The 26,055-nt window shown below is 63.4% G+C and carries 23 protein-coding genes and 1 riboswitch; of the genes, 16 read left to right on the forward strand and 7 right to left on the reverse strand.

Translation table 11 applies throughout. The annotated features are described in order from the left end of the window. Positions 1 to 195 precede the first annotated feature (195 nt). A riboswitch (TPP riboswitch) is annotated at positions 196 to 300 on the forward strand. A 163-nt stretch (positions 301 to 463) separates the two neighbouring features. Both thiC and cytX read left to right on the forward strand, forming a co-directional pair. Further along, positions 464 to 2,353: a phosphomethylpyrimidine synthase ThiC gene (gene thiC, locus PST29_RS02695; protein ID WP_060842312.1), complete on the forward strand. Its 1,890-nt coding sequence runs from the start codon at positions 464 to 466 to the stop codon at positions 2,351 to 2,353. Between the two features lie 100 nt (positions 2,354 to 2,453). Then, on the forward strand, positions 2,454 to 3,740 hold the full coding sequence (gene cytX, locus PST29_RS02700) for a putative hydroxymethylpyrimidine transporter CytX (RefSeq protein WP_060842313.1): 1,287 nt from the start codon (positions 2,454 to 2,456) through the stop codon (positions 3,738 to 3,740). Here cytX and PST29_RS02705 read toward each other — a convergent pair. Then, complete coding sequence (locus PST29_RS02705; protein ID WP_060837243.1) at positions 3,712 to 4,455, reverse strand: RsiV family protein; 744 nt, start codon at positions 4,453 to 4,455, stop codon at positions 3,712 to 3,714. The genes cytX and PST29_RS02705 overlap by 29 nt on opposite strands. A gap of 224 nt (positions 4,456 to 4,679) precedes the next feature. Between PST29_RS02705 and PST29_RS02710 the strand changes: the two genes are divergently transcribed. The 9 genes from PST29_RS02710 (at position 4,680) to PST29_RS02750 (ending at position 13,934) form a co-directional block, all read left to right on the forward strand. Next, positions 4,680 to 5,297: an NUDIX domain-containing protein gene (locus PST29_RS02710; protein WP_060842314.1), complete on the forward strand. Its 618-nt coding sequence runs from the start codon at positions 4,680 to 4,682 to the stop codon at positions 5,295 to 5,297. Next, positions 5,288 to 5,740, forward strand: coding sequence for a DUF1249 domain-containing protein (locus PST29_RS02715; protein WP_060837245.1), 453 nt, complete (start codon positions 5,288 to 5,290; stop codon positions 5,738 to 5,740). The genes PST29_RS02710 and PST29_RS02715 overlap by 10 nt, the downstream gene beginning before the upstream one ends. 99 nt (positions 5,741 to 5,839) lie before the next feature. Continuing rightward, positions 5,840 to 6,655 (forward strand): 3',5'-cyclic-AMP phosphodiesterase, encoded by an 816-nt coding sequence (cpdA, locus tag PST29_RS02720; protein ID WP_060842315.1) that lies wholly within the window; start codon positions 5,840 to 5,842, stop codon positions 6,653 to 6,655. A 67-nt stretch (positions 6,656 to 6,722) separates the two neighbouring features. Then, on the forward strand, positions 6,723 to 7,331 hold the full coding sequence (locus tag PST29_RS02725) for a YqiA/YcfP family alpha/beta fold hydrolase (RefSeq protein WP_060842316.1): 609 nt from the start codon (positions 6,723 to 6,725) through the stop codon (positions 7,329 to 7,331). 42 nt (positions 7,332 to 7,373) lie between these two features. Next, the gene (gene parE, locus PST29_RS02730) at positions 7,374 to 9,278 is read left to right on the forward strand and encodes a DNA topoisomerase IV subunit B (RefSeq protein WP_060842317.1); all 1,905 of its coding nucleotides are present in this window, start codon (positions 7,374 to 7,376) and stop codon (positions 9,276 to 9,278) included. After that, positions 9,278 to 10,261, forward strand: a complete 984-nt coding sequence (locus PST29_RS02735; RefSeq protein WP_060842318.1) for an esterase-like activity of phytase family protein — start codon at positions 9,278 to 9,280, stop codon at positions 10,259 to 10,261. The genes parE and PST29_RS02735 overlap by 1 nt, the downstream gene beginning before the upstream one ends. Next, positions 10,258 to 10,779: a retropepsin-like aspartic protease family protein gene (locus tag PST29_RS02740; RefSeq protein ID WP_060842319.1), complete on the forward strand. Its 522-nt coding sequence runs from the start codon at positions 10,258 to 10,260 to the stop codon at positions 10,777 to 10,779. Before PST29_RS02735 ends, PST29_RS02740 begins: the two co-directional genes overlap by 4 nt. A 7-nt stretch (positions 10,780 to 10,786) precedes the next feature. Further along, positions 10,787 to 13,045 carry a DNA topoisomerase IV subunit A gene (gene parC / locus PST29_RS02745; protein WP_060842320.1) on the forward strand — a complete coding sequence of 753 codons (2,259 nt, stop codon included), beginning with the start codon at positions 10,787 to 10,789 and terminating at the stop codon, positions 13,043 to 13,045. Positions 13,046 to 13,223: 178 nt separating this feature from the next. Beyond that, positions 13,224 to 13,934 carry a PqiC family protein gene (locus PST29_RS02750; RefSeq protein WP_060837252.1) on the forward strand — a complete coding sequence of 237 codons (711 nt, stop codon included), beginning with the start codon at positions 13,224 to 13,226 and terminating at the stop codon, positions 13,932 to 13,934. Positions 13,935 to 14,154: 220 nt separating this feature from the next. Here PST29_RS02750 and PST29_RS02755 read toward each other — a convergent pair whose 3' ends face one another. Beyond that, a complete protein-coding gene (locus tag PST29_RS02755) occupies positions 14,155 to 15,681 on the reverse strand; it encodes an AhpA/YtjB family protein (RefSeq protein WP_060842321.1) in 1,527 nt (508 codons plus the stop codon). A gap of 133 nt (positions 15,682 to 15,814) precedes the next feature. Here PST29_RS02755 and serB point away from each other — a divergent pair, with 133 nt between their 5' ends. Further along, positions 15,815 to 17,029 carry a phosphoserine phosphatase SerB gene (gene serB, locus PST29_RS02760; protein ID WP_016964907.1) on the forward strand — a complete coding sequence of 405 codons (1,215 nt, stop codon included), beginning with the start codon at positions 15,815 to 15,817 and terminating at the stop codon, positions 17,027 to 17,029. A 72-nt stretch (positions 17,030 to 17,101) separates the two neighbouring features. On the opposite strand, the gene asd is transcribed toward serB, so the two are convergent. The 3 genes from asd to PST29_RS02775 are packed head-to-tail and all read right to left on the reverse strand — an operon-like array spanning position 17,102 to position 20,378. Further along, on the reverse strand, positions 17,102 to 17,962 hold the full coding sequence (gene asd / locus PST29_RS02765; protein ID WP_060837254.1) for an archaetidylserine decarboxylase: 861 nt from the start codon (positions 17,960 to 17,962) through the stop codon (positions 17,102 to 17,104). A gap of 18 nt (positions 17,963 to 17,980) precedes the next feature. Further along, positions 17,981 to 18,796, reverse strand: coding sequence for a thiosulfate sulfurtransferase (rhdA, locus tag PST29_RS02770; RefSeq protein ID WP_060842322.1), 816 nt, complete (start codon positions 18,794 to 18,796; stop codon positions 17,981 to 17,983). 43 nt (positions 18,797 to 18,839) lie between these two features. Beyond that, positions 18,840 to 20,378 (reverse strand): HDOD domain-containing protein, encoded by a 1,539-nt coding sequence (locus tag PST29_RS02775; protein ID WP_060842323.1) that lies wholly within the window; start codon positions 20,376 to 20,378, stop codon positions 18,840 to 18,842. A gap of 166 nt (positions 20,379 to 20,544) precedes the next feature. Here PST29_RS02775 and motA point away from each other — a divergent pair, with 166 nt between their 5' ends. Together motA and motB are read left to right on the forward strand one after the other, a co-directional pair. Beyond that, complete coding sequence (gene motA, locus PST29_RS02780; RefSeq protein WP_060837257.1) at positions 20,545 to 21,396, forward strand: flagellar motor stator protein MotA; 852 nt, start codon at positions 20,545 to 20,547, stop codon at positions 21,394 to 21,396. Between the two features lie 3 nt (positions 21,397 to 21,399). Then, positions 21,400 to 22,497 carry a flagellar motor protein MotB gene (motB, locus tag PST29_RS02785; RefSeq protein ID WP_060837258.1) on the forward strand — a complete coding sequence of 366 codons (1,098 nt, stop codon included), beginning with the start codon at positions 21,400 to 21,402 and terminating at the stop codon, positions 22,495 to 22,497. Between the two features lie 52 nt (positions 22,498 to 22,549). Here the strand turns inward: motB and rsgA are convergent, their stop codons facing one another. Further along, positions 22,550 to 23,581 carry a small ribosomal subunit biogenesis GTPase RsgA gene (rsgA, locus tag PST29_RS02790; protein WP_016965247.1) on the reverse strand — a complete coding sequence of 344 codons (1,032 nt, stop codon included), beginning with the start codon at positions 23,579 to 23,581 and terminating at the stop codon, positions 22,550 to 22,552. 108 nt (positions 23,582 to 23,689) lie between these two features. On the opposite strand from rsgA, the gene orn reads away from it, so the two are divergent. Together orn and PST29_RS02800 are read left to right on the forward strand one after the other, a co-directional pair. Continuing rightward, positions 23,690 to 24,232, forward strand: coding sequence for an oligoribonuclease (orn, locus tag PST29_RS02795; RefSeq protein ID WP_011058931.1), 543 nt, complete (start codon positions 23,690 to 23,692; stop codon positions 24,230 to 24,232). 117 nt (positions 24,233 to 24,349) lie between these two features. Then, on the forward strand, positions 24,350 to 24,964 hold the full coding sequence (locus tag PST29_RS02800) for a trimeric intracellular cation channel family protein (protein ID WP_173655924.1): 615 nt from the start codon (positions 24,350 to 24,352) through the stop codon (positions 24,962 to 24,964). On the opposite strand, the gene queG is transcribed toward PST29_RS02800, so the two are convergent. After that, positions 24,946 to 26,025, reverse strand: a complete 1,080-nt coding sequence (gene queG, locus PST29_RS02805; RefSeq protein WP_060837259.1) for a tRNA epoxyqueuosine(34) reductase QueG — start codon at positions 26,023 to 26,025, stop codon at positions 24,946 to 24,948. The two genes, PST29_RS02800 and queG, sit on opposite strands and share 19 nt — an antisense overlap. Positions 26,026 to 26,055: the final 30 nt, after the last annotated feature.

The raw sequence follows: 26,055 nt of genomic DNA on the forward strand, positions 1-26,055 counted from the left end.
CGGCGATCCCTAGAGTTGATATTACGGAGATAATCCAGGCGCCAAGGCTAAGGCGCGGTCCATGGAGCGTCAAGGTTCGACATAGGGCAGGGAGTGTAGAGCTGCTGACCTATGGCAACAATCCTGCAATTACGCCATTCATCCTGCTTATTGCACCGGTGTTGGCGTTCTGTCCCGGCTTTGTCTAGACTGGCGCGGTTCTTGTCGGGGTGCCTTGCTATGAGGCTGAGATCGGATAATCCGGATCCCGTTGAACCTGATCAGGTTAGCGCCTGCGTAGGGAACAAGATTTCTCGTCACCCGGCGAGTCCTCTTGTGCTTCGTCCGGGATGTTGTTCGACAATCGAACACCCCTCGAGTACCAAGCACTGCACTCACTAGTTGCTTAGACAGGGTGCGTCCGTCCGTTACAGGTTCGCTCCGACAACAATCCACTGCCTGGATGCTGTCTGGAGAGCCCGTGATGACGACAAAACTAAAAAACGCTAGCAACCTCAGTGAGTCGGCCCAAGTCGACCAACAATCGGTTCAGCCCTTTACCCGCTCGCAAAAAATCTATGTCCAGGGTTCGCGCCCGGACATCCGCGTGCCCATGCGCGAAATTACCCTGGACGTGACCCCCACCGATTTCGGTGGCGAGATCAACGCCCCGGTGACCGTGTACGACACCTCCGGCCCCTACACCGATCCGAACGTGGTGATCGATGTGCGCAAGGGCCTGGGCGATGTGCGTTCGGCGTGGATCGAAGACCGTGGCGACACCGAGCGCCTGCCCGGCCTGAGCTCCAACTTCGGCCAGCAGCGCCTGGCGGACCCGGAACTGACCCAGCTGCGCTTCGCCCACGTCAACAACCCGCGCCGGGCCAAGGCCGGGGCCAACGTCAGCCAGATGCACTACGCGCGCAAAGGCATCATCACCGCCGAGATGGAATACGTCGCCATCCGCGAAAACATGAAGCTGCAAGAGGCCCGCGCCGCCGGCCTGCTGCAGCAGCAACACGCCGGCCACAGCTTCGGCGCCAGCATCCCCAAGGAAATCACCCCCGAGTTCGTGCGCGAGGAAATCGCCCGCGGCCGCGCCATCATCCCGGCCAACATCAACCACGTTGAGCTGGAGCCGATGATCATCGGCCGCAACTTCCTGGTGAAGATCAACGGCAACATCGGCAACAGCGCCCTGGGTTCCTCCATCGAGGAAGAAGTGGCGAAACTGACCTGGGGCATCCGCTGGGGTTCGGACACGGTGATGGACCTGTCCACCGGCAAGCACATCCATGAAACCCGCGAGTGGATCATCCGCAACTCGCCGGTGCCGATCGGCACCGTGCCGATCTACCAGGCCCTGGAAAAGGTCAACGGCGTGGCCGAGGACCTGACCTGGGAGCTGTTCCGCGACACCCTGATCGAACAGGCCGAACAGGGCGTGGACTACTTCACCATCCACGCCGGGGTGCTGCTGCGCTATGTGCCGCTGACCGCCAAGCGGGTCACCGGCATCGTGTCCCGTGGCGGTTCGATCATGGCCAAGTGGTGCCTGGCGCACCACAAGGAGAACTTCCTCTACACCCACTTCGACGAAATCTGCGAAATCATGAAGGCCTACGACGTCAGCTTCTCCCTGGGAGATGGCCTGCGTCCGGGGTCGATTGCCGATGCCAACGACGAAGCTCAGTTCGGCGAGCTGGAAACCCTCGGCGAGCTGACCAAGATCGCCTGGAAGCATGACGTGCAGTGCATGATCGAAGGCCCGGGCCACGTCCCGATGCAGTTGATCAAGGAAAACATGGACAAGCAGCTGGAGTGCTGCGACGAGGCGCCGTTCTACACCCTCGGCCCGCTGACCACCGACATCGCTCCAGGTTACGACCACATCACCAGTGGCATCGGTGCGGCGATGATCGGCTGGTTCGGTTGCGCCATGCTCTGCTACGTCACGCCCAAGGAGCACCTGGGCCTGCCGAACAAGGATGACGTGAAGACCGGGATCATCACCTACAAGATCGCCGCCCACGCCGCCGACCTGGCCAAAGGTCACCCCGGCGCGCAGATCCGCGACAACGCCTTGTCCAAGGCGCGTTTCGAATTCCGCTGGGAAGACCAGTTCAACCTGGGCCTGGACCCGGATACCGCCCGTTCGTACCACGACGAAACCCTGCCCAAGGACTCGGCCAAGGTGGCGCATTTCTGCTCCATGTGCGGGCCGAAGTTCTGCTCAATGAAAATCACCCAGGAAGTTCGCGAGTACGCGGCCAACCAGCGTATCGACGCGGTGGACGTGGACGTCGCCAAGGGCCTGGCGGAGCAGGCCGAGCGCTTCAAGCAGGAAGGCAGCCAGCTGTACAAGAAGGTCTAAGCCACGAGCTGCAAGCTTCAAGTGGAAAGCAAAGGGCGACGTGCTTTTTCTTGACGCTTGAGGCTTGCAGCTTGCTCCTGTCCCTTTTGAGATATATCCCTTGAACAGTCCAAGTACCTATTCCCCCAATCTTGCGGTGCCCGCCGACAAGCGTGTGTTTGGCGCCCGGGATCTGTTTTCCCTGTGGTTCTCCCTCGGCATCGGTTTGATGGTACTGCAGACCGGTGCGCTGTTGGCGCCGGGCCTGGGGCTGTCTCATGCGTTGCTGGCGATCTTTCTTGGCACCGCTGTGGGCGTTCTGCTGCTGGCGGCGGTGGGGATGATCGGCAGCGACACCGGCCTGTCGTCCATGGCTGCGCTCAAGCTCAGCCTGGGCCGCCGCGGCGCCAGTCTGCCGGCGTTGCTCAACCTGCTGCAGTTGGTGGGCTGGGGCGCGTTTGAAATCATCGTCATGCGCGATGCCGCCAGCCTCCTGGGCACCCGGGCCTTCAGTGAAGGCAGCCTGCTGGCCAATCCGCTGCTCTGGACCCTGTTTTTCGGTGCCCTGGCGACCTTGCTGGCGGTCAGTGGCCCCTTGACCTTTGTCCGCCGGATCCTGCGCAAGTGGGGCATCTGGCTATTGCTCACGGCGTGCCTGTGGCTGACCTGGAACCTGTTCGCCCGGGCCGACCTGGCGGCGCTCCGGGCTCAGGCCGGGGATGGCTCGATGCCGTTTGCCGCAGGCTTCGACATCGCCATTGCCATGCCCTTGTCGTGGTTGCCGCTGATCGCCGACTACTCGCGCTTCGGCAAGCGCGCCAAGAGCGTGTTCGGCGGCACGGCCCTGGGTTTTTTCATCGGCAATTTCTGGCTGATGAGCCTGGGCGTTGCCTACACCCTGGCCTTCGCCCCGAGCGGTGAGGTGAATGCCTTGCTGTTGGCGCTGGCCGGTGCCGGGTTGGGGATTCCGCTGCTGCTGATCCTGCTGGACGAGTCGGAGAACGCCTTTGCCGACATTCATTCGGCGGCGGTTTCCAGTGGCATTCTGCTGCGCCTGAAGGTCGAGCACCTGGCCCTGGCCATCGGTGTGCTCTGCACCCTGATCGCCTGCCTGGCACCGCTGGCCCAGTACCAGAACTTCCTGCTGCTGATCGGCTCGGTGTTCGCGCCGCTGTTTGGCGTGGTGCTGGTGGATCACTTCATCCTGCGCCGACGCTGCGGGGATGATTCGCTGTCAGCCTGGCGCTGGACCGCGCTGTTGGCCTGGCTGGGTGGGGTGAGCACCTACCACCTGCTGGCCAACCTGTATCCGGATGTCGGGGCTACCCTGCCGTCGCTGCTGCTGGCAGGGCTGTTGCAGTGGCTGCTGGGCCGGGGGGTCAGTTCCCGGGAAACAGCTCGGGCTTGAGCACGCCCTTGAGGCGGTCGTAGGGAATCTGCAATTCGATATGGCCCAGCACCGAGGGCGCGATGGTGCTGACGTCGTACTTGAGGGTCACGGCTTTCTGGGTCAGCGCCACGTTGGCGGTTTTCTGGAACGGCCAGGTCTTGATGAATTCGGCTTCGCGATCCAGGTGGGTGCTGATCAACCAGTTGTTGTGGGCGACCCGCGCGGCCTTCCAGAACATCTCCTCCTGGCCGGGCAGCAGCATGTCCGCCAGGCTCAGCGCCCGATGCTGCTGGCGCGAATAGTTGACGAAGCCCCGGCCCGGGGTGCCGTTGGCGGCACCGGTGTCCAGGTAGCTGGCCAGCTCGATGATCACCAGGCCGTCATGCTGCTCGCGTACCTTGGATTGCAGGTACATGCCGTGGCGGTCCGCTGCGCTGCGCAGGAACTGCTCGCGGTAGGCTTCCAGGCTGGCCGGCAGCGCTGCGTCGGGGCTGGTGCGGGTCATTTGCAGCAGGCGTTTTTCGACGATGGCATCCAGTTGCGGCTCGGCGGGAAAGTGCACGGTGTCGAGGTTGACCAGCGGACAGTCGGCGCCGCTGCAGCCGGGCTTGAGCTGCTCGGACTTCTCGCGCTTGGTTTCCAGCGGCGTGTTGTAGCTTGGCTGAAACAGGCTTTGGCAGGCGCCCAGGGTCAGGGCGATACAGGCCACGGAGGCGATTTTGACAAGCGACATGGGCGTCCTTCATAAACCAGGGGGAGGCATGGGTTACCGGCTTCGACTGCCTGCGAGGCAGTCGGTTCGCCACTAAGCTCAATAGAGGCAATTAGATTAGGTTTAGCCCCTCGCCGTCTATCCCGCTGAGGCTAAAGGGGCTGCATCGGCAGCGGCGGGCGCGTTAGGATGGCGCGAAGTCGAGGGGGATCCTCGGGACGAACAGGCTGTACACGAGGATTGCTATGACTGACTTTGCCAACTCCACGCCGAGTGCCGTCGAGATCATCCGGCGCGAGAACTGCTTCCAGGGTTTCTATCGGCTCGACCGCCTGCAACTGCGTCATGAATTGTTCGCCGGTGGCATGGGGCGGGAAATCAATCGTGAGGTTCTGCTGCGCCACGATGCGGTATGCGTACTGCCGTACGATCCGCAGCGCGATGAGGTGGTGCTGATCGAACAGTTTCGCATCGGTGCCATGGGCAAGGCCGCCACGCCCTGGCTGGTGGAACTGGTGGCCGGGTTGATCGACAAGGACGAGCAGCCGGAAGAAGTGGTGCGTCGTGAGGCGCAGGAGGAAGCTGGCCTGGATATCTCGGCGCTGTGGCCGATGATCGAGTATTTCCCGTCGCCAGGGGGCAGCACCGAATTCGTTCATCTGTTCCTGGGACGATGCGACAGCAGTGCCGCCGGCGGGTTGCACGGGCTGGAGGAAGAGGCGGAAGACATCCGGGTTTCGGTGATGGCCTATGAAGATGCGCAGCAGGCCATGCGCGATGGGCGGATCTGCAATGCCGCCAGCATCATTGCCTTGCAGTGGCTGGCGCTCAATCGCGCTGAAGTGAGGGGGTTATGGTCGTAAACAAGGTACGCGACCGCTATCGGGTGGATCTGGCGGGGCTGCAAGCTTCCTGCGAGGCCAACTATGCCCGACTGATGCGCCTGCTGCCTGACATGCGCAACCAGCCTGTGGCTCGGCGCATCGCCGTGACCCAGGGCGAGCAGATGCTCGGCGTCCTGGCCCTGGAAGTGGTGCTGACCTGCCCTTACACCACCACCTTGCAGGTGCGCCAGGAACACAGTCTGCCCTGGCTGCCGGTGCCGCAACTGGAGGTGCAGGTCTATCACGATGCGCGCATGGCGGAAGTCATTAGCGCCGAGCATGCCCGGCGGTTTCGCAGCATCTATCCCTATCCGAATGCCTTCATGCACCAGCCCGACGAGAAGGCCCAGCTGAATGTTTTCCTGGGTGAGTGGCTGAGCCATTGCCTGGCCTGTGGGCACGAGTTCGAAGCCGTGCGCTAGATGTGAACTGGGTCCGCTTCCTGGGTTTCCTCTTTTTTGCTTCCCCCAGCATAATTACCGCCTTCATCATGCTTTGTGCCCTTGCACCGGGAGAACGCCGTGCCAAGCGTATCCGCACTGACTGCCGACGACTCGGTGCTGCTGGTGCAACTGTCCGATAGCCATCTGTTTGCCGACACCGACGGTGCGCTGCTGGGCATGAACACCGCCGACAGCCTGCAACGGGTCATCGACCTGGTGCTGGCGCAGCAGCCGCGTATCGACCTGATGCTGGCCACCGGCGATCTGTCCCAGGACGGCACTCTGGAGTCCTATCAGCGCTTTCGTCAATTGACCCGGCAGATTCCGGCGCCAGGCCGCTGGTTGCCCGGTAATCACGACGAGCCACAGGTCATGCAACTGGCGACGCGGGACAGCGATCTGCTGGAACCGGTCGTCGATATCGGCAACTGGCGCATAACCCTGCTGGATTCTTCGGTGCCCGGTTCAGTGCCGGGCTATCTGCAGGACGACCAGTTGCAATTGCTGGCCCGCTCCCTGGGCGAGGCGCCCGAGCGTCATCACCTGATTTGCCTGCACCACCATCCGGTGTCCATCGACTGCGCCTGGATGGAGCCCATCGGCCTGCGCAATGCCGAGGCGCTGTTTGCCGTGCTCGACCGCTTCCCCCAGGTTCGCGCCTTGCTCTGGGGGCATGTGCATCAGGAGATCGACCGCTTGCGTGGCGACGTGCGGCTGTTGGCCTCACCCTCCACCTGCATCCAGTTCGAGCCCGGCAGCGACGATTTCAAGGTCGAAGAACAGGTGCCCGGCTATCGCTGGCTGCGCCTGCTGCCCGATGGACGGTTGGAAACCGGTGTACAACGGGTCCACGGCTACGCATTCAGCATCGATTACGGCAGCAACGGCTACTGAAGCGGCTTCGTTAGCTGCCGTCATCCCTGTAAACTGCGGCTTTTGCCCAGGTGCACAGGGAGTTCGCATGTCCGGTTCGATCCTTTATATCCACGGCTTCAACAGTGCGCCCGCGTCGACCAAGGCCTCCCAGTTGCGGCGCGTCATGGAGCAGTTGGGGCTGGGCGAGCAATTGCGCGTACCGGCCCTGCATCACCATCCGCGCCAGGCCATTGGCCAGCTGGAACAGGCGATTGCCGAACTCGGTCGTCCATTGCTGGTCGGCAGCTCGCTCGGCGGCTACTATGCGACTCACCTTGCCGAGCGCTATGGTCTGAAAGCCCTGCTGATCAACCCTGCTGTCAGCCCGCACCGGATGTTCGACGGTTATCTGGGCACGCAGAAGAACCTGTACACCGACGAAACCTGGGAACTGACCCACGATCACGTGGCGGCGCTGGCGGCGCTGGAAGTCGCGCCACCCCAGGACCCGCAGCGTTATCAGGTGTGGTTGCAGACCGGGGACGAGACGCTGGACTATCGCAGCGCCGAGCGCTACTACCGCGCCTGTGCCTTGCGCATCCAGGCCGGCGGCGATCATAGTTTCCAAGGATTTACCGGACAATTGCCGGCAATGTTGAATTTTGCCGGCATCACTGCCGATCAGTACCAGGCGATCGACTTCACGGCACTGTGAAGCCTCGCCCCATATTCATTGAACGACTAACGACGAGAACCCATGGCCACTCCCAGCGCTAGCTCTTATAACGCAGACGCCATCGAAGTCCTCTCGGGACTCGACCCGGTGCGCAAACGCCCGGGCATGTACACCGACACCACGCGGCCCAACCACCTGGCCCAGGAAGTCATCGACAACAGTGTCGACGAAGCCCTGGCCGGCCATGCGAAGTCGATACAGGTCATCCTGCACGCCGATCACTCCCTGGAAGTCTCCGACGACGGCCGCGGCATGCCCGTGGACATCCACCCGGAAGAGGGCGTTTCCGGGATCGAGCTGATCCTCACCAAGCTCCACGCCGGCGGCAAGTTCTCCAACAAGAACTACCAGTTCTCCGGCGGTCTGCACGGGGTGGGTATTTCCGTGGTCAACGCCCTGTCGAACCAGGTGCGGGTACGGGTCAAGCGCGACGGCAACGAATACCAGATGACCTTCGCCGACGGCTACAAGGCCAGCGAGCTGGAAGTGGTCGGCACCGTCGGCAAGCGCAACACCGGCACTAGCGTGTACTTTGCCCCGGACCCGAAATACTTCGATTCGCCGAAATTCTCCGTCAGCCGCCTCAAGCACGTGCTCAAGGCCAAGGCCGTGCTGTGCCCGGGGCTGCTGGTGAGCTTCGAGGACAAGTCCAGCGGTGAGAAGGTCGAGTGGCATTACGAAGATGGCCTGCGTTCCTACCTGGTGGACGCGGTCAGTGAATTCGATCGCCTGCCCAACGAGCCGTTCTGCGGCAGCCTGGCAGGCAACAAGGAAGCGGTGGACTGGGCCCTGCTGTGGCTGCCTGAAGGCGGCGACAGCGTTCAGGAAAGCTACGTCAACCTGATCCCCACGGCCCAGGGCGGTACCCACGTCAACGGCCTGCGCCAGGGCCTGCTGGATGCCATGCGCGAGTTCTGCGAATTCCGCAACCTGCTGCCCCGCGGCCTGAAGCTGGCCCCGGAAGACGTCTGGGAGCGCATCGCCTTCGTCCTGTCGATGAAGATGCAGGACGCGCAATTCTCCGGCCAGACCAAGGAGCGGCTGTCGTCCCGTGAGGCGGCGGCGTTCGTGTCCGGAGTGGTCAAGGACGCCTTCAGCCTGTGGCTCAATGCCAACCCCGAGTTGGGCATGCAACTGGCGGAGCTGGCCATCAGCAACGCCGGCCGCCGCCTGAAGGCCAGCAAGAAGGTCGAGCGCAAGCGCATTACCCAGGGCCCGGCACTGCCCGGCAAGCTGGCGGACTGCGCTGGCCAGGACCCGATGCGTTCCGAGCTGTTCCTGGTGGAGGGTGATTCCGCGGGTGGTTCGGCCAAGCAGGCACGGGACAAGGAATTCCAGGCGATCCTGCCGCTGCGCGGCAAGATCCTCAACACCTGGGAAGTGGACGGCAGCGAAGTTCTGGCCAGCCAGGAAGTGCACAACATTGCGGTAGCCATCGGTGTCGATCCGGGCGCCGAGGACATGAGCCAGCTGCGCTACGGCAAGATCTGCATCCTCGCCGACGCCGACTCCGACGGTCTGCACATCGCCACCTTGCTCTGTGCCCTGTTCGTCCAGCATTTCCGTCCGCTGGTGGATGCCGGCCACGTCTATGTGGCCATGCCGCCGCTGTACCGCATCGACCTGGGCAAGGAAATCTACTACGCCCTGGACGAGGCCGAGCGCGACGGCATTCTCGACCGCCTGGTGGCCGAGAAGAAACGCGGTAAGCCCCAGGTCACCCGATTCAAGGGGCTGGGTGAAATGAACCCGCCGCAGCTGCGCGAGACCACCATGGACCCGAACACTCGGCGCCTGGTGCAGTTGACCCTGGACGACGTCGAGGCCACCGCGGAAATCATGGACATGCTGCTGGCGAAGAAACGCGCCGGTGATCGCAAATCCTGGCTGGAGTCCAAGGGCAACCTGGCCGAGGTGCTGGCCTGATGCACAGAGGTTTTGCCCTGGCCCTAGCGCTATTGGCAACCTCGGTGGTGGCCGCGCCTGCGCCCGAACTGACCTTGCTGTCCGAGCATCCTGTGGAAGGCATGCGCGGCGGCAATCTGTCTGGGCTGGCGCTGTGCGGCCAGGAGTTGTGGACGGTTTCCGACCGCGACGACGATCAGATCTACAAGCTCGATACCCGCGACAGCGTCTGGCAGGCCGAGGCCCTCCAGCTGGAAGTGCCGGCGGTGCCGGACACGGGCTTGCCCTGGGGCTTGAAGTCGCGGACCTGGGCCGCGTCCTTCGTGCGTGGCGGCGACCTGGATTTCGAAGGCATCTCCTGCGACACCGCGGGCAACAAATATGTGGTCAGCGAAGCTCACGCCACGGTGCTCAAAGTCCCGGCGCAAGGCGCTCCGGCCTGGTTGAAGATTTCGCCGATCATGGTCCGTGAAGCGCGGGCCAGCGGCATGCTCCTGCATTTCAACGCCTTGTTCGAAGGCCTGGCGGTGAACCCCGCCGGTGACCGGATCTGGCTGGCGGCAGAGCGAGAGCGGCGCGGGCTGTTGTTGATCAAGCGGGGGCAGACCACCTGGGATTGTGATGGCGGTTGCGTGCTGCTCAGTGAGGCCGGCTCGGAAATGCAGCCACCGCAGGTGCCCAACGCCAAGGCGGTGTCCCGGGACTTTGCCGACCTGTCGCTGTTCGACGGCAAGCTGTTCACCCTGGAGCGCAATGCCTACCAGATCTGCCGCCGGGATGCGCAGAGCGCCAAGGTCGAGCTGTGCTGGTCCTTTGCGGCCGAGGCGCTGCTGGAACACCGGCGTTATCCACAGCCTTACGGCTTGGCGGAGGCTCTGGTGGTGGATGCCAAGGGTGCCTGGATCGGGCTGGACAACAACAACGGCGCCCGCGCCGATGGCGAGGCCCGCCCCATCGTCTGGCGCTTTGCCGCCCCTGAAGGCGGCTGGAGTGCCAAGCCATGAGCCAGCAACCGGGCAAGAGCGCCGGGCGGGTGATGCTGATCCTGGCCTGGGCCGCGGCGCTGTTCCTGGCCACGCGGTTCTTCGCCGACTGGGAGGCCCGCCAGGAGAACCCCAACACTGTCGTCAGTTCGCAACAACATGAGGGTTACATCGAAGTGAAGCTGGTCGGTAACGGCCAGGGGCATTTCGTTGCCAGCGGCCATATCAACGGGCAGCCGGTGCAATTCATGCTCGATACCGGGGCTACCGAAGTCTCGATTCCTTCCGGGCTCGCCGAGCGCCTGGGCCTGGAGCGCGGGGTGCCGGTGACCCTGAGTACCGCCAACGGGCGCAGCGAGGGTTATCGGACCCGCATCGAGCGTCTGCAACTGGGGGATATCGTTCTCCAGGACGTCAGGGCCCTGGTGGCCCCGGGGCTCGACGGCGACCAGGTTTTGCTGGGCATGAGCGCTTTGAAGAAACTTGAATTTACTCAGCGCGGCGGCACCATGCTGCTGCGCCAGACCACGAACCAATGAGGCCCGCATGAGCGACTCCCTTGATCTCAGCCTGGATGGCGTAGAACGCCGGTCACTGGCTGACTTCACCGAAAGTGCCTACCTCAACTACTCCATGTACGTGATCATGGACCGTGCTTTGCCGCATATCGGCGACGGCCTGAAACCGGTACAGCGGCGTATCGTCTACGCCATGAGTGAGCTGGGGCTGGATGCCGATTCCAAGCACAAGAAATCCGCGCGTACCGTGGGTGATGTGCTCGGTAAGTTCCACCCTCACGGGGATTCCGCCTGCTACGAAGCCATGGTGCTGATGGCCCAGCCCTTCAGCTACCGCTACACACTGGTGGATGGCCAGGGCAACTGGGGTGCGCCGGACGATCCCAAGTCCTTCGCGGCCATGCGTTACACCGAGGCGCGTCTGTCGCGCTATTCCGAAGTGCTGCTCAGCGAGCTGGGCCAGGGCACGGCGGACTGGGGGCCGAACTTCGACGGCACCTTGCAGGAACCTCTGGTGTTGCCGGCGCGTCTGCCGAATATCCTGCTCAACGGCACCACCGGTATCGCCGTGGGCATGGCCACCGACGTGCCGCCGCACAACCTGCGGGAAGTGGCTTCGGCCTGCGTGCGTCTGCTGGACGAACCCAAGGCCACGGTGGAGCAGCTCTGCGAGCATATCCAGGGGCCGGATTACCCCACCGAAGCGGAAATCATCACCCCGCGCGCCGACCTGCTGAAGATCTATGAAACCGGCCGTGGCTCGGTGCGCATGCGCGCCGTGTATCGGATCGAGGATGGCGACATTATTGTCACCGCGCTGCCGCACCAGGTCTCCGGGGCCAAGGTGCTGGAGCAGATCGCCGCGCAGATGCAGGCCAAGAAGCTGCCGATGGTGGCCGACCTGCGGGACGAGTCGGACCACGAGAACCCCTGCCGCATCGTGATCATCCCGCGCTCCAACCGGGTCGATCCCGATGAGCTGATGCAGCATCTGTTCGCCACCACCGAGCTGGAGTCGACCTACCGGGTCAACATCAACATCATCGGTCTGGACGGCAAGCCGCAGTTGAAGAACCTGCGGGCGTTGCTGGTGGAATGGCTGGAGTTCCGGGTGGCCACCGTGCGCCGGCGCCTGCAGTTCCGCCTGGACAAGGTCGAGCGTCGCCTGCACCTGTTGGACGGCTTGCTGATCGCCTACCTCAACCTGGATGAAGTGATCCACATCATCCGCACCGAGGAGCATCCACGGGCCAAGCTGATCGAGCGTTTTGCCCTCAGCGAAATCCAGGCCGACTACATCCTCGACACCCGTCTGCGGCAACTGGCGCGTCTGGAAGAGATGAAGCTGCGGGCCGAGCAGGACGAGTTGCTCAAGGAGCAGGCCAAGCTGCAAGCCCTGCTCAACAGCGAAACCAAGCTCAAGAAGCTGGTGCGCACCGAATTGCTGCAAGACGCAGAAACCTACGGCGACGATCGTCGTTCGCCGATCGTCGCCCGCGCGGAAGCCAAGGCCCTGTCGGAAAACGAGCTGATGCCCACCGAGCCGGTGACCATCGTTCTGTCGGAAAAAGGCTGGGTCCGTTGCGCCAAGGGGCATGATATTGACGCCACGGGTCTGTCCTACAAGGCCGGTGACGGCTACAAGACCGCCGCTGCCGGGCGGTCCAACCAGTTTGCGGTGTTTATCGATTCCACCGGCCGCAGTTACTCGGTGGCGGCCCACACGCTGCCATCGGCCCGTGGCCAGGGCGAGCCGCTGACCGGTCGCCTGACGCCGCCGCCGGGTGCGACCTTCGAATGCGTGCTGCTGCCGGATGACGAGGCTCTGTATGTGATCGCATCCGACGCGGGCTACGGTTTCGTGGTCAAGGGCGAGGACTTGCAGGCCAAGAACAAGGCGGGCAAGGCGCTGCTGAGCCTGCCGAACAACGCCAAGGTTCTGGCGCCGCGGCCGGTGGCCGATCGCGAGCAGAACTGGCTGGCTTCGGTGACCACCGAAGGGCGTTTGCTGGTGTTCAAGATCAGCGATCTGCCGCAGTTGGGCAAAGGCAAGGGCAACAAGATCATCGGCATTCCCGGTGAGCGGGTGGCCAGCCGCGAAGAGTACGTCACCGACATCGCGGTGTTGCCGGATGGCGCGACCCTGGTATTGCAGGCGGGCAAGCGGACCTTGTCGCTGAAGGCCGACGACCTAGAGCACTACAAGGGCGAGCGCGGACGCCGGGGCAACAAACTGCCGCGCGGATTCCAGCGGGTCGATGCGTTGTTGGTAGAGCCTCTCAGTTGAGTGCCGGCCAGAGCGCTTGATCCTGGATTTAAGCGGCGGATCGATGCTGGAACACTGGAGTCAAGGCGCATATTCACGGATGATATGCGCGTTTCAAACGCCGGCCTTGCCGGCGTTATTCAATTTTTTTGAGTATTTACACTGTGGCCAGCCTTGTGGCCGCCACCTGGATGGGATGATGACTGCTCTGCGCCTTCCTCTTGTTTTTCTGCTCGCGGGCGTTCTTGGCCTGGCGGGTTGCAGCGTGCACCAGCCGGTGTCGCTGTATCAGCTGGACAGCGGAAGTCCAGCTCAGCCGGCCAGTGCCGGCATGTCGGTATTGTTGGGACCGGTGCTGATCGCCGATTACCTGCAACGCGAAACCCTCCTGCAACGCCAGGATGATGGCAGCCTGCAAGCCTCCACCGACGGTCGTTGGGCGGGCAGCCTGTCTTCGGACATCGACCAGTTGCTGTTGCGCCAGGTGGCCGGTCATCTGGACAGTCAGCGCGTAGTGCTGGCGCCGGCGACCAGCGGTTTCACCCCGGATGTACAGGTGCTGCTGTCGATCACTCGCCTGGATTCCGGCAAGTCGCAACCGGCGGTACTGGATGCGCAGTGGCGTCTGATCGATCGGCGTGGTCAGGTGCGGGATAACCGCATCGTGCATCTGCAGGAGCAGCATGCGGGCACCACCGCTTCCCAGGTCCAGGCTCAGGGCGTGCTGTTGCAGCGCCTGGCCGAGCAATTGTCGGTCGCCCTCAAGCCCCTGGCCAACCAGCCGGCCGTGGCCGAGGTACCGCGCAAGGCGCCGCCGGCACCGGTGGCCAAGCCGGTAGAGCAGGAGAAGCAGCCGAAGATTCCGATGGCCACGCCGATCCGCACGGATATGGAAGTGTTCAGGTTCTGAACGGAGTGGCTGCAAGACGAGGCCCGCCCATTGGCGGGCCTTGTCGTTTCTGCAGTGGGGTGGGGGAGGTCGGGTCGTTTTTTGTGCTGGCAAGCCAGTTTCTACCGAGTCGCGGGACTGTTGTAGGCGCTGGTTTGCCGTCGAAGGGCTCCACGTTGCCCACCCGCCAGGCATAAAAAAGCCCGCTCTTGGCGGGCTTTTTCTTGGCCGCAGGGCAGCCTTACAGCTTGGCCCGCGTCTCATGCATGCGCGCCAGTTGCCGCTCCAGCATCGAGGGGTAGGGCTCCATCAGCCGTTCGACACAGCAAGCCCCTTCCGGGCTGGCGATAGGGCGGATGCGTGCGCGCTGACGGATCAAGGCGTCGTCATTGACCTGGCGTTCCACCAGCAGCAGGTTGCGGCTGTGCTGGGACAGTGCCAGGGCATCCTGGGCGCTCTCGGTCAGCAGCAGGTCGATCTGGCTCAGGCCGAACAGCCCTTCGCCCAGCGTCAGGCCCAGTTGTAATTGCAGGGTGATGCCGCTGTCCGCCACTTCGATCTGCAGGGCATGGCCCAGGGCGCGCAGCAGTTCGCCGCAGCAGATGGCGTTGGTCAGGTAATCGTCGCCGCTGTCTTCGCTGTGGAACAGCATCAGCGTGCTGCCGTCGTTCAGGGTGTGCAGCTCGCTCTGGTAGAGCGAGGCGGCCTGATCCAGGCAGTCCCGATAGCGTTCCAGCAGTTCCATCAGGCGGGCCCGTGGCAGGCGGCGCAGTTGCTCCTGGGCTCCCAGTTGTACTGCGAGTACCGCGCTGTGCTGAGGCTGGGCGGGCGTTTGCGGTTGCAGCGCCGGTTTGGGCGCGGGTGTCGACGAGTGATCACGCAGGTCGGCGAACGGATCTTCCTCGTCCAGTTCGTCCTCCTCGGCGCTGACCAGGTGCCGTGGCGCAGGCTTCAGGCCTGCCACGGGCGCGCTTTGGTCAAAGCTCGGATCGCGCAGGTTGCGCACTTCGAACCCGGACTCGGGTTCCTCGTCGGCCTCTGTTTCCAGTTCGGGTTGAGGCACTGGCTCGGGTTTTTCCGGCACCAGGCGGGCGTGCAGCTGGCGCGCCAGATCGCCGATCTCGTCCTGGCGCTGAGTGGCCGGTGTGTGTTCATCCAGGTCCCGCAGCCAGACCCGCAGTTGCAGCAACGGGGTGGAGATGTGGCGACCCAGGCGCAGGCTCAACGCCAGCGCCAGGGCCAGCAGGATGGCGCTGAGGATGCCCATGCTCTGCAGGCTGATGGTCATTGGCTGCTGGAACTGTGCCATGTCCAGGCTGATCCGCAGATTGCCGGCGGTCACGTCCTGAAAGGTGATCTTGGTCTGGTACACGCCCTCGGTTTCGCCCAGCAGGCTGCTCTTGGGGCGCTGTCCGGCCTCGGCGAGGATGCGGTTGTCGACGCTGTAGATCGCCGCGTGGGCCACCAGCGGGTTCTTGGTCAGGTTGTTGAGCAGGACGTTGAGGCTGAGGATGTCGTTGGACACCAGCAGCTCGGTGGCCGAGGTGGCGGTCTGGGTGGTCAGGCTCTGACCCAGGGCGTCAGCCTGTTCGTGCATGGCTTGCTTGAACTGCAGGCCCATCACGCCGGCATAGATCACCAGGGCCAGGGCGACCAGGATCACGTTATGGCTGGCAATGCGCAATGCAATCGGCACACGACGATGGCGCAGTGCACGGAAGATCAGCAGGAAGAAGTTGTCGGTTTTGACTGGCGTGGGCCGGTTCACTGAGCTCGGCTCTTTTGTCCGTGAATTTGACGCGCAGTATAGCGACAGGCCCTAGACCGGCAAAGCGCTGGCTGTGCCCGATGGTCACCGAAAGTGGGTAGAATGCGCTTTTTTTCCACCTCGGGGGTGCGCCTTGCGCGAAATTGTCCTGATCAACATCACCGGCGAAGATCGTCCCGGTCTGACTGCGGCCATTACCGGCGTTCTGGCCCAGGGCGGTGTGAACATTCTCGACATCGGTCAGGCGGTGATCCACGACACCTTGTCGTTCGGCATCCTGGTTGAAATTCCGAGCAACGAACAGAGCTCTTCGGTGCTCAAGGACATTCTGTTCACCGCCTACAAGCTCGACCAGCAGGTGCGTTTCACGCCGGTGTCCGAAGACGATTACCAGCAGTGGGTCGACGGGCAGGGCAAGCAACGCCACATCGTCACCCTGCTGACCCGCAAGGTCACCGCCGAGCAGTTGCAGCGGGTGAGTTCGATCACCGCCAAGTACGGTCTGAACATCGATCACATCGATCGCCTGTCCGGGCGCATGCCCCTGGACATGCCGGCCGATCAGGGCAAGGGCTGCATCGAGTTCTCGGTGCGTGGCGAGGCCGCTGACCCGCAAGCGCTGCGGGCCGAGTTCCTCAGCGTGGCCCAGGAGCTGAACGTCGACATCGCCTTCCAGGAAGATTCGCTGTTTCGCCGCAACCGCCGCCTGGCGGTGTTCGACATGGACTCGACGTTGATTGAAGCCGAGGTGATCGACGAACTGGCCAAGGCGGCAGGCGTGGGTGACCGGGTGGCAGAAATCACTGAGCGGGCCATGGCGGGCGAGCTGGATTTCCGTGCCAGCTTCAAGGAGCGCCTGGCCTTGCTCAAGGGGCTGGACGTCAGCGTGCTGGACTCCATCGGCGCCTCGTTGCGCCTGACCGAGGGTGCCGAAACCCTGTTCGCCGAACTCAAGCGTCTGGGCTACAAGACTGCAATTCTCTCAGGCGGCTTCACCTACTTCGCCAAGCAGTTGCAGGCCAAGTTGGGCATCGACTACGTGTTCGCCAACGAGCTGGAAGTGGTGGACGGCAAAGTGACCGGCGTGGCGGTGGAGCCGATTGTCGACGCCCAGCGCAAGGCTGATCTGCTGCGCGAGCTGGCGCACAAGGAAGGCCTGCGTCTGGAGCAGACCATCGCTGTCGGTGATGGCGCCAACGACCTGCCGATGCTGGGCATTGCCGGCCTGGGCGTGGCATTCCGAGCCAAGCCGCTGGTCAAGCAGTCGGCCAAGCAGGCGATCTCCACCCTGGGCCTGGATGGGGTGTTGTATCTGCTGGGCTTCCGGGATCGCGACGGTCAGCTCTGAGCAGTGGGGAAAAGCCCCGTGCATAAAAAACGCCGCTGATCAGCGGCGTTTTTTTTGTAAGGTATCCGGGCCTCAGGCCTTGGGCAGGCCCAAGCCCTGGCCCATGCGCACTGGCGAGCCGGCGGCCAGCTCTTGCGCCCATTGCACCTGGTCCGGGCCAAACAGCACGATGGCCGTGGAACCCAGCTTGAAGCGCCCCATTTCGGCACCTTTTTCCAGATGGATCGGTGCCCGGGCCGCTTCGTCGTAGCGCACGGTCTTGAGTTCACGCTTGGGCGGGGTTACCAGGCCGGCCCAGACGGTTTCGATCGAAGCCACGATCATGGCGCCCACCAGTACCAGCGCCATCGGCCCGCGTTCGGTGTCGAAAATGCACACCACGCGCTCGTTGCGGGCGAACAGTTCAGGCACGTTCTCGGCGGTGGTCTGGTTCACCGAGAAGATGCGGCCGGGAACATAGACCATTTCCCGCAGGGTGCCGGCCAGCGGCATGTGCACCCGGTGATAGTCCTTGGGCGACAGGTAGATGGTGGCAAAGTCGCCGCCCATGAAGGGAGCGGCCAGGGCCGGATCGCCCCCCAGCAATTCCAGCACGCTGTAGCTGTGGCCCTTGGCCTGGAATACCCGGCCATGTTCGATCGGCCCCAGTTGGCTGACAGCGCCGTCGGCAGGGCTGAGCACTGCGCCTGGTGTCGGATCCAGCGGTCGTGCGCCGTCTTTCAGGGCGCGGGTGAAGAAGGCGTTGAAGTGTTCGTAGGCGGTCACGTCCTCGACCTGGGCTTCGGACATGTTCACTTGATACTGCTTGGCGAACCAGCGGGTGAAGGCATTCTTGAACCAGCGCACGCGGCACTCGGCAATGCAGCCGGCCAGGCGCGACAGCAGGTGGTGAGGCAGCAGGTACTGGCTGAGGATGAACAAGCGCTTTTTCATTGGGTGTCCTTAAAAACCTTAAATCTCTACGGGCGTATCGGGATGATTGCCCCATTCGCCCCAGGAGCCGGCGTAGCCCTTGACCCGTGGGTAGCCCAGCGCCTTGGCCACCAGGTAGGTGAAGCCGGAGCGGTGGTGGGTCTGGCAGTGGGTGATGATTTCTTTGTCTTTGCTGATGCCCAGGTCCATGAGGATCTGCGGCATGTCGCGGCGGATGCGCAGGTGGCGTGCCTGATCCATGCCGGCGGTCCACTCGAAGTTCACCGCGCCAGGGATGTGTCCGCCCTTGGCGGCCAGGACCTTCTCGCCGGAGTATTCCAGCGGGCCACGAGCGTCCCAGATTGCCAGGTCAGCGGCGCCAAGACGGCTTTGCAGGTATTCGCGGGTGGCGGTGGGTTCGTCGTGCAGGGTCAGCGGCACCGGACCGCCTGCCACAGGTGGCACTTCGGTGCTCACGGGCAGGGTTTCCGCCAGCCAGGCCGGCAGGCCGCCATCCAGGTAGTGGTAGCGGCCGTGGCCGATCACATCCAGAAGCCAGATGAAGCGCCCGGCCCAGCCGCCGCCTTCGTCGTCATAGACCACGTAGACCGCGTCCGGGTTGTGCCCGAGCTCGCCGAACAGCGCTTCCAGGGCGTGTTGTGGCGGTAGCAGTCCGGGAGCGGGGGGCTGGCCGAGCTGGGTGCGCTTGGGGTCGACGAAGCGTGCCCCGGGGATATGCCCGGTGGCATAGCGGGCGGCGCTGGTCAGGTCGACCAGGATCAGTTGGCGGGCGTCGAGGCGGGCGAGCAAGTCGCTCGGCTCGATGACCAGCGGCAAGCCAGAGAAGTCAGACATGTGAGGTCCCCAGGGCACAAAGGGTGGGATTGTAGCGCAAGCGTCATTGGCTGCGGTTGGTAAAGCTGTGCAAGGCTTTTTCGATGCACTGAGCGGTCTTGCCGAATGCCTGGACACTGATTTCCGAGAACGGCACGCCGCCTTGGTCGGCGATTACCAGCATCAGTACCCGACCGTTGCAGGACAGCGAGCGCAGCAGCAGGTGGTCGCCGCGGAACAGCTGGCGCAATTGTCCCGGCAGATGGGAGGAGTACTGTGCATTGTTGGCCGGTGTCAGGCGCACCTGGGCGGATTTTTCCAGCAAGCGCTGTAGCAGTGAACTCTGTTGGGTGTGCAGCGTCAGGCCCGCAGCCTCCTTGGGCAGACCGTACAACTGTTGTACCCGCAGATGACTGAGGCTGCGGTCGACCATGAGCAGCAGCACCCGACGCATGCCGCATGCCACCAGCGCGTCCCTGGCAAAGCTGGTCAGATGCACGGCATTGGTAAAGGGGCTTTGTTCGAGCAGCAGTTCGCTGCAGGCCTTGCGCCACTTGGCCAGTTCTTCGGCCGTGGGTGCCGGCGCGGGCTGTTCGCCGCTGTGCAGGCGGCGCGCGTCCCATGGCCAGAGCAGGGCCTGGGCCGGATGCCAGAGGTCGGGCTGGCTGTCATTGCGGGCGCTGGTTGCGGCCTGCTGGTGCAGCTGTTGCTGGACCTGGGCGATCGGCATCTGCAGGTAGAGGCCGGTGAGGTTCTGCCAGCGTCGGCCGTGGGGGTTGTTCCAGGAGTGTTGTGCCGCCAGGGCCAGGCCGTTGGCCAGCAAGACGCAGTTGGCCGGCTGGTTCAGCCAGCGCTGCAGTTCCGGATCGGCGTCCAGGCGCTGCTGCTGGCGCAGGGGATGCTCGTTGTCCCGGGCGATCAGCATGGCCTTGGCCAGTTGACGTCGCTCACGGGTCAGCAGGCGGTAACCCTGCTGCACCCAGATCGGCAAGTGCCAGACCTGCACCAGCGCCTGGCACAGCTCCATCAGTCGCACGCCGAACAGCTGCATCTCCACCTTGCGTGCCGACTCATGCTTATAGATGACCCGCAGCTCCCACTCTTCCATGAGCTTGGGATAGACCAGCGCCATGGCCCACAGTGGCGAGAGGAACAGCAGGCTACCCCAGTGAATGTCCTGCCACAGCCGCGCCAGGCGCCCGGCAAAAAAGCCGTTGGCTTGCTGGGTGGCGTGCTGGCTGATCAGTTGCAGTTGCCGCAGCTCCTTGGGGATCTTTTCCTCGGGCAGGGTCGGCAACTGCTCCAGCAGTTCTTCGGTGCGCTTGAGGCCCAGGCGGTTGACCGCGACTTCCAGGTTTTCCGCCGGTTCGCTCATGCTGCCGTGAGAATGCCGATTGGCTTCGCGGATCACGCTCAGGGCCAGCGCCGGGCTGTTCTGCATCAGGTCGGCGATATCCCGCAGTGAACTGCGGTTGTTGGCGATGGCTTTGCACACCCGATCATGGCTGGCTTGCGGCACGGGCAGGCGCACGCCACTGAGCAGCTTTAGCCAGGCGTCGAGAGAGGTAGGCGGGGAATGTGGGACGTTGGTTTCATTAGACATGGTTGGGCGCAATCATCGTCTGCTTTGAACACGCCCAGAGCGGGCCAAACTGGCTTTTCGCCTTAACTGGCTATAGTCTGGCGCAGTTTTGCCGATAAGTAGAAGAAGAGTTTTAAGAACTTCCGAATATGACCTTGAACCCGACTCAATAAGTACTCTCCTACCTATGGCTAAAATTATCGGCATCATCGTCGTATTCGCGAGCGTGCTCGGCGGATACGTGCTCTCTCACGGCAAAATCGCTGCCCTGATCCAGCCCTTCGAGGTCATGATCATCGGTGGCGCGGCCTTTGGCGCGTTCCTGCAGGCCAACCCGGGCTACATGACGATGCACGTCGTGAAAAAATCCCTGGGCATGTTCAGTTCGCGTTTCACCCACACTTTCTATCTGGAAGTGCTGGGCCTGATCTACGAGATCCTCAACAAGAGCCGCCGCGAAGGCATGATGGCGATCGAGGGTGATATCGAAGACGCCGCGGCCAGTCCGATCTTCGCCAAGTATCCGGCAGTGCTGAAAGATGAACGCATGACGGCGTTCATCTGTGACTACCTGCGGATCATGTCCTCCGGCAACATGGCGCCCCACGAGCTCGAAGGCTTGTTCGACATGGAGCTGTTCAGTCTCAAGGAAGACCTCGAGCATCCATCCCACGCGGTCACCGGGATCGCCGATGCCATGCCCGGCTTCGGTATCGTGGCGGCGGTACTGGGGATCGTGGTGACCATGGCGTCCCTGGGCGAGGGCGACCAGAAGTCCATTGGTCTGCACGTAGGTGCGGCGCTGGTCGGTACCTTCTTCGGTATTCTGGCGGCCTATGGTTTCTTCGGTCCCCTGGCGACTTCGCTGTCCCACGACGCCAAGGAAGAACTCAATGTCTACGAAGCCATCAAGGCGTCCCTGGTAGCTTCCGCTTCCGGCGTTCCGCCTTCGCTGGCGGTGGAATTCGGGCGCAAGGTCCTGTATCCGGCCCACCGTCCTAGCTTCGCCGAGCTGGAACAAGCGGTTCGCGGTCGCTAAGTCATGGAAAATAATCAGCCGATTATCATCAAGCGCGTCAAGCGCTTTGCTGGCGGGCATCACGGAGGCGCCTGGAAAATCGCCTTCGCCGACTTCGCCACGGCGATGATGGCGTTCTTCCTGGTGTTGTGGCTGCTGTCCACCGCGACCCCGGAACAGAAGATCGCCATCGCCGGTTACTTCAAGGACCCGATCGGCTTCTCGGAAAGCGGCACGCCCTACATCATCGACCTGGGCGGCTCTCCGCAGCTGGCTCCGGAAAACACCCTCAACCCCGAGGTCAAGTCCCAGCCGCAGCCGGACAAGGTCACGGTGGATGCCGAGCAAGTGGAAGGCATGGCCGAGCAGGTGGAGCGCGAGCGTCTCGAACTGTTGCTGCAAGAGCTGCAGAACAAGGTCGAAGAGAATCCCCAGTTGCAGAAGTTCAAGGACCAGATTCTCTTCGAGATCACGCCGGACGGCTTGCGGATCCAGATCATGGACGCCGAGAACCGGCCGATGTTCGACTCCGGCAGCGCCCGCCTGAAGCCGTATTTCGAGGACATCCTGCTGGCCATGGCCGACACCATCAAGGCGGTGCCGAACAAGATCAGCATCAGCGGTCACACCGATGCCACGCCTTATGCCGGCAGTGGCGAGTTCGGCAACTGGGAGCTGTCCGCCAACCGTGCCAACGCTGCGCGTCGGGCATTGGTGGCCGGTGGTTACCCTGATCCGCAAGTGGCTCGGGTGGTGGGTTTTGCCTCCTCGGCGCTGTTCGATCGCAAGAACCCGCTCAACCCGGTCAACCGGCGGATTGACATTGTGGTGCTGACCAAGAAGGCCCAGCGTGCCATCGAGGGCGAACAGGTGGATCCTCAGGCGCCGGCACCGACTCAGGGCAGCGGGGCTCCCGGAGAAGTACCGGCCGATCCCCATGCCTTGCCGCCGGGCAGCGAACCGCTGCCGGCTCACGAGGTGCGCCAGCGTCTGAACATCTTTGAGGACGGTGTGCTGAAGATGGATGAACAGGGGGCTGCGGGTCAGGCCCCCGCTGGCAAACCGGCGGCGCCGGCACCTCAGCCAGCGGCACCCCCGGCGACGCCGGGAAGCGCCAGGTAAGCAACGAAAAGGCCGCGATCTTCGCGGCCTTTTCGTGTCTGGAGCGCAGGGATCAGTAGCTGCTGTCGGGCAGGCTGGCGAGAATCGAGCGGTAGCTGTTCATCCGTTGTTGCTGGATGCGCCCGTCTTCCAGGGCCTTGAGCAAAGCGCAGCCCGGCTCGCGATCGTGCTTGCAGTCGCGGAAGCGGCAGGTGCCCAGCAGGTCGTTGAACTCGATGAAGCCGGCCTCGACGTCGGCGCGGCTGACATGCCCCAGGCCAAATTCGCGGATACCGGGCGAGTCGATCAGTTCGCCGCCGCCGGGGAAGTGGAACAGGCGCGCGGTGGTGGTGGTATGGGTGCCCTGCCCGGAAAACTCCGACAACGGCCCGACCCGGGTTTCGACTTCCGGCAGCAGGCTGTTGACCAGGGAGGACTTGCCCACCCCCGACTGGCCCACGAACACGCTGATGCGGCCGTCCAGCAAGGCCTGCAGTTGCTCCATGCCGTCGCCGTGGTGCGCCGAGACTTCCAGCAGCGGATAGCCCAGCTGGCGATAGACCGCGAGCAAGGCGTTGAGCGCCGGGGCGTTCTGCTCGTCGATCAGGTCGGCCTTGTTCAGTAGCAGCAAGGGGCGGATGCCGGCGTGTTCGGCAGCCACCAGGTAGCGGTCGATGAGGTTGGCGTGGGGCTCGGGCATGGGCGCGAACACGATCACGATCATGTCGACGTTGGCGGCGACCGGCTTGAGCTGGCCGCGGCTGTCCGGGCGGCACAGCTCGGTGCTGCGCGGCAGTTGCGCGACGATCACGCCGATCCCTTGATTGCCGGCACGCCAGACCACCTGATCGCCGGTCACCAGTGCCGGCAGGTTGGCCCGCAGATAGCAGCGGAACACCTGGCCGGCCAGCTCGCCTTCGCGCGCCTCGACCTCGACCTGTACGCCGAAGTGGGCGATGACCAGGCCGGTCTGTTCCGGGCCCAGGTCGCCACCTTCGAGCGCCTCAACGGCAGAGGACTCGCGTTTGGCGGCGCGGGCAGCGCGCTCACCCTGAATCTTTTCGATGCGCCAGTTTTGGCGACGATTGAGCTGGCGTTTGGCCATTGGTGTTCCGTGTCGATAATTACGGCGGTTGGGTAAAGCGGCGGCGAGTTTAGCACGCCGGGCGGGTCCTCTAGGCTAAACTGCGCAACTACGCCGAGGAGCCCTCCCATGCAAAACCCGCAGAACCTGATTTGGATCGATCTGGAAATGACCGGTCTGAACCCCGACACCGACGTCATCATCGAGATGGCGACCATTGTCACCGACAGCAACCTCAACACCTTGGCTGAAGGACCAGTCATCGCCATTCACCAGAGCGACGAGATTCTCGCCGGCATGGATGAATGGAACACCCGCCAGCACGGTGGTTCCGGCCTGACCCAGCGCGTACGCGAAAGCCGTATCAGCATGGCCGAAGCCGAAGCCCAGACCATTGCCTTCCTCGAACAATGGGTGCCCAAGGGCAAGTCGCCGATCTGTGGCAACAGCATCTGCCAGGATCGGCGCTTCCTCTATCGCCACATGAAGGCCCTGGAAAGCTACTTCCACTACCGCAACCTGGATGTCTCGACCCTCAAGGAGCTGGCCGCGCGCTGGGCTCCGGACGTGCGCGACAGCTTCAAGAAAGGCAGCACTCACCTGGCCCTGGACGACATCCGCGAGTCCATTGCCGAGCTTCAGCACTACCGCAAGCACTTCATCAAGTTCTGACCTTCAGGAGCCGGCTTGCCGGCGAACGGGCGTGCGATGCCATTCGGCGCCCGTACCCGCCCTCTTTTGGTGCTCGCCTCAACTGAGTAGACTGCGCGCCTTCTTGTAAGGACCGCCATCATGCTGTTGATGCTTTATCTGATCGCCATTACCGCCGAAGCCATGACCGGCGCCCTGTCTGCCGGCCGCCGCGGCATGGACTGGTTCGGCGTGGTGCTGATCGCCTGTGTCACCGCGCTGGGTGGTGGTTCGGTGCGCGACGTGTTGCTCGGCCATTACCCGCTGACCTGGGTCAAGCACCCGGAGTACCTGGTTCTGACCTCGGTGGCGGCCTTGGTGACGATCTTTATCGCGCCCTTGATGCGTCACCTGCGTTCGCTGTTTCTGGTGCTCGACGCCGTGGGCCTGGTGGCCTTTACCCTGATCGGCTGCATGACCGCCCTGGAAATGGGCCACGGCATGCTGGTGGCGTCGGTCAGTGGGGTGATCACCGGGGTCTTTGGCGGCATCCTCCGGGATATCTTCTGCAACGACATCCCGCTGATTTTCCGCCGTGAGCTGTATGCCAGCGTGTCGTTCGCCGCGGCCTGGTGCTACATGCTGTGCATTTATCTGCAGTTGCCGAGCGAGCAGTCGATCCTGATCACCCTGTTCGGCGGCTTTCTATTGCGGCTGCTGGCGATCCGTTTCCACTGGGAAATGCCCAAGTTCGTCTACAACGACGAACACTGACGGTTGGCGTGCTGCGCCAGGGCCCATTCCACGTGTTCGCGTACCAGTTCCGAGGGGTGGTCCTGCCGGGCCTTGAGCGCTTCCAGCACGGGAATGCTCGATGGTGCGTTGCCCAGGCCCACGGCCAGGTTGCGTAGCCAGCGCTCGTAACCGGCGCGGCGCAGGGGCGAGCCCTCGGTGCTGCTGAGGAACTTGTCCTCGTCCCACATGAACAGCTCTGCCAGTTCGGCGTTGTCCAGGTTATGCCGGGGCTTGAAGTCGCCTTCTGCCGAGGTCCGGGCGAAGCGGTTCCAGGGACAGACGATCTGGCAGTCGTCACAGCCAAATACCCGATTGCCGATGAGCGGGCGCAGCTCTTCGGGAATGGCGTTTTTCAGTTCGATGGTCAGGTAGGAAATGCAGCGTCGCGCGTCCAGCACGTAGGGGCCGACGAAGGCGTTGGTCGGACAGATGTCCAGGCAGGCGGTGCAGCGCCCGCAATGCTCGCTGGCGTGGGGCTCGTCCACCGGTAGCGGCAGGTCGACGAACAGTTCGCTGAGGAAGAAGTAGCTGCCGGCCTTGCGATTGAGTACCAGGGTGTTCTTGCCGATCCAGCCAAGCCCGGCCTGTTCGGCGATGGCTTTTTCCAGGACCGGCGCGCTGTCGACGAAGGCGCGATAGCCGAACGGACCTATGGCTTGCTGGATGCGCTCGGCCAACTGCTGTACGCGCTTGCGAATCAGCTTGTGGTAGTCGCGGCCCAGGGCGTAGCGCGAGACATAGGCCTTGGAAGGCTGGGCCAGGCGCTGGGCCATCTGGGTGTCGCCGGGCAGGTAGTCCATGCGCAGCGAAACCACGCGCAGGGTGCCGGGCACCAGTTGTTCGGGATGGGAGCGCTTGCTGCCGTGGGCGCCCATGTAATCCATCTCGCCGTGGTAGCCGGCGGCGAGCCAGCGCTCCAGGTGCTGTTCGTGCTCGGCCAGGTCCAGGCCGCTGATGCCGACTTGCTGAAAGCCCAGTTCGCGGCCCCAGTCCTTGATCGATTGGGCGAGAGCGGGAAGATCCTGGGTAATAGCGGGCATGAGGCGAGAGAAACCGGGGCTGAGGTGCGT

Origin of the sequence: Pseudomonas sp. St29 (assembly GCF_001547915.1) — a bacterium.
GTDB lineage: Bacteria > Pseudomonadota > Gammaproteobacteria > Pseudomonadales > Pseudomonadaceae > Aquipseudomonas.

What these genes read in the sequence shown, in the direction of transcription:
- asd (WP_060837254.1), bottom strand. Translation starts at nt 17,962, where the DNA reads ATGAAAAAGCGCTTGTTCATCCTCAGCCAGTACCTGCTGCCTCACCAC.
- PST29_RS02710 (WP_060842314.1), top strand. Translation starts at nt 4,680, where the DNA reads ATGACTGACTTTGCCAACTCCACGCCGAGTGCCGTCGAGATCATCCGG.
- motA (WP_060837257.1), top strand. Translation starts at nt 20,545, where the DNA reads ATGGCTAAAATTATCGGCATCATCGTCGTATTCGCGAGCGTGCTCGGC.
- rhdA (WP_060842322.1), bottom strand. Translation starts at nt 18,796, where the DNA reads ATGTCTGACTTCTCTGGCTTGCCGCTGGTCATCGAGCCGAGCGACTTG.
- parC (WP_060842320.1), top strand. Translation starts at nt 10,787, where the DNA reads ATGAGCGACTCCCTTGATCTCAGCCTGGATGGCGTAGAACGCCGGTCA.
- motB (WP_060837258.1), top strand. Translation starts at nt 21,400, where the DNA reads ATGGAAAATAATCAGCCGATTATCATCAAGCGCGTCAAGCGCTTTGCT.
- PST29_RS02735 (WP_060842318.1), top strand. Translation starts at nt 9,278, where the DNA reads ATGCACAGAGGTTTTGCCCTGGCCCTAGCGCTATTGGCAACCTCGGTG.
- thiC (WP_060842312.1), top strand. Translation starts at nt 464, where the DNA reads ATGACGACAAAACTAAAAAACGCTAGCAACCTCAGTGAGTCGGCCCAA.
- queG (WP_060837259.1), bottom strand. Translation starts at nt 26,025, where the DNA reads ATGCCCGCTATTACCCAGGATCTTCCCGCTCTCGCCCAATCGATCAAG.
- orn (WP_011058931.1), top strand. Translation starts at nt 23,690, where the DNA reads ATGCAAAACCCGCAGAACCTGATTTGGATCGATCTGGAAATGACCGGT.
- PST29_RS02715 (WP_060837245.1), top strand. Translation starts at nt 5,288, where the DNA reads ATGGTCGTAAACAAGGTACGCGACCGCTATCGGGTGGATCTGGCGGGG.
- PST29_RS02725 (WP_060842316.1), top strand. Translation starts at nt 6,723, where the DNA reads ATGTCCGGTTCGATCCTTTATATCCACGGCTTCAACAGTGCGCCCGCG.
- PST29_RS02775 (WP_060842323.1), bottom strand. Translation starts at nt 20,378, where the DNA reads ATGTCTAATGAAACCAACGTCCCACATTCCCCGCCTACCTCTCTCGAC.
- PST29_RS02740 (WP_060842319.1), top strand. Translation starts at nt 10,258, where the DNA reads ATGAGCCAGCAACCGGGCAAGAGCGCCGGGCGGGTGATGCTGATCCTG.
- parE (WP_060842317.1), top strand. Translation starts at nt 7,374, where the DNA reads ATGGCCACTCCCAGCGCTAGCTCTTATAACGCAGACGCCATCGAAGTC.
- PST29_RS02750 (WP_060837252.1), top strand. Translation starts at nt 13,224, where the DNA reads ATGACTGCTCTGCGCCTTCCTCTTGTTTTTCTGCTCGCGGGCGTTCTT.
- rsgA (WP_016965247.1), bottom strand. Translation starts at nt 23,581, where the DNA reads ATGGCCAAACGCCAGCTCAATCGTCGCCAAAACTGGCGCATCGAAAAG.
- PST29_RS02705 (WP_060837243.1), bottom strand. Translation starts at nt 4,455, where the DNA reads ATGTCGCTTGTCAAAATCGCCTCCGTGGCCTGTATCGCCCTGACCCTG.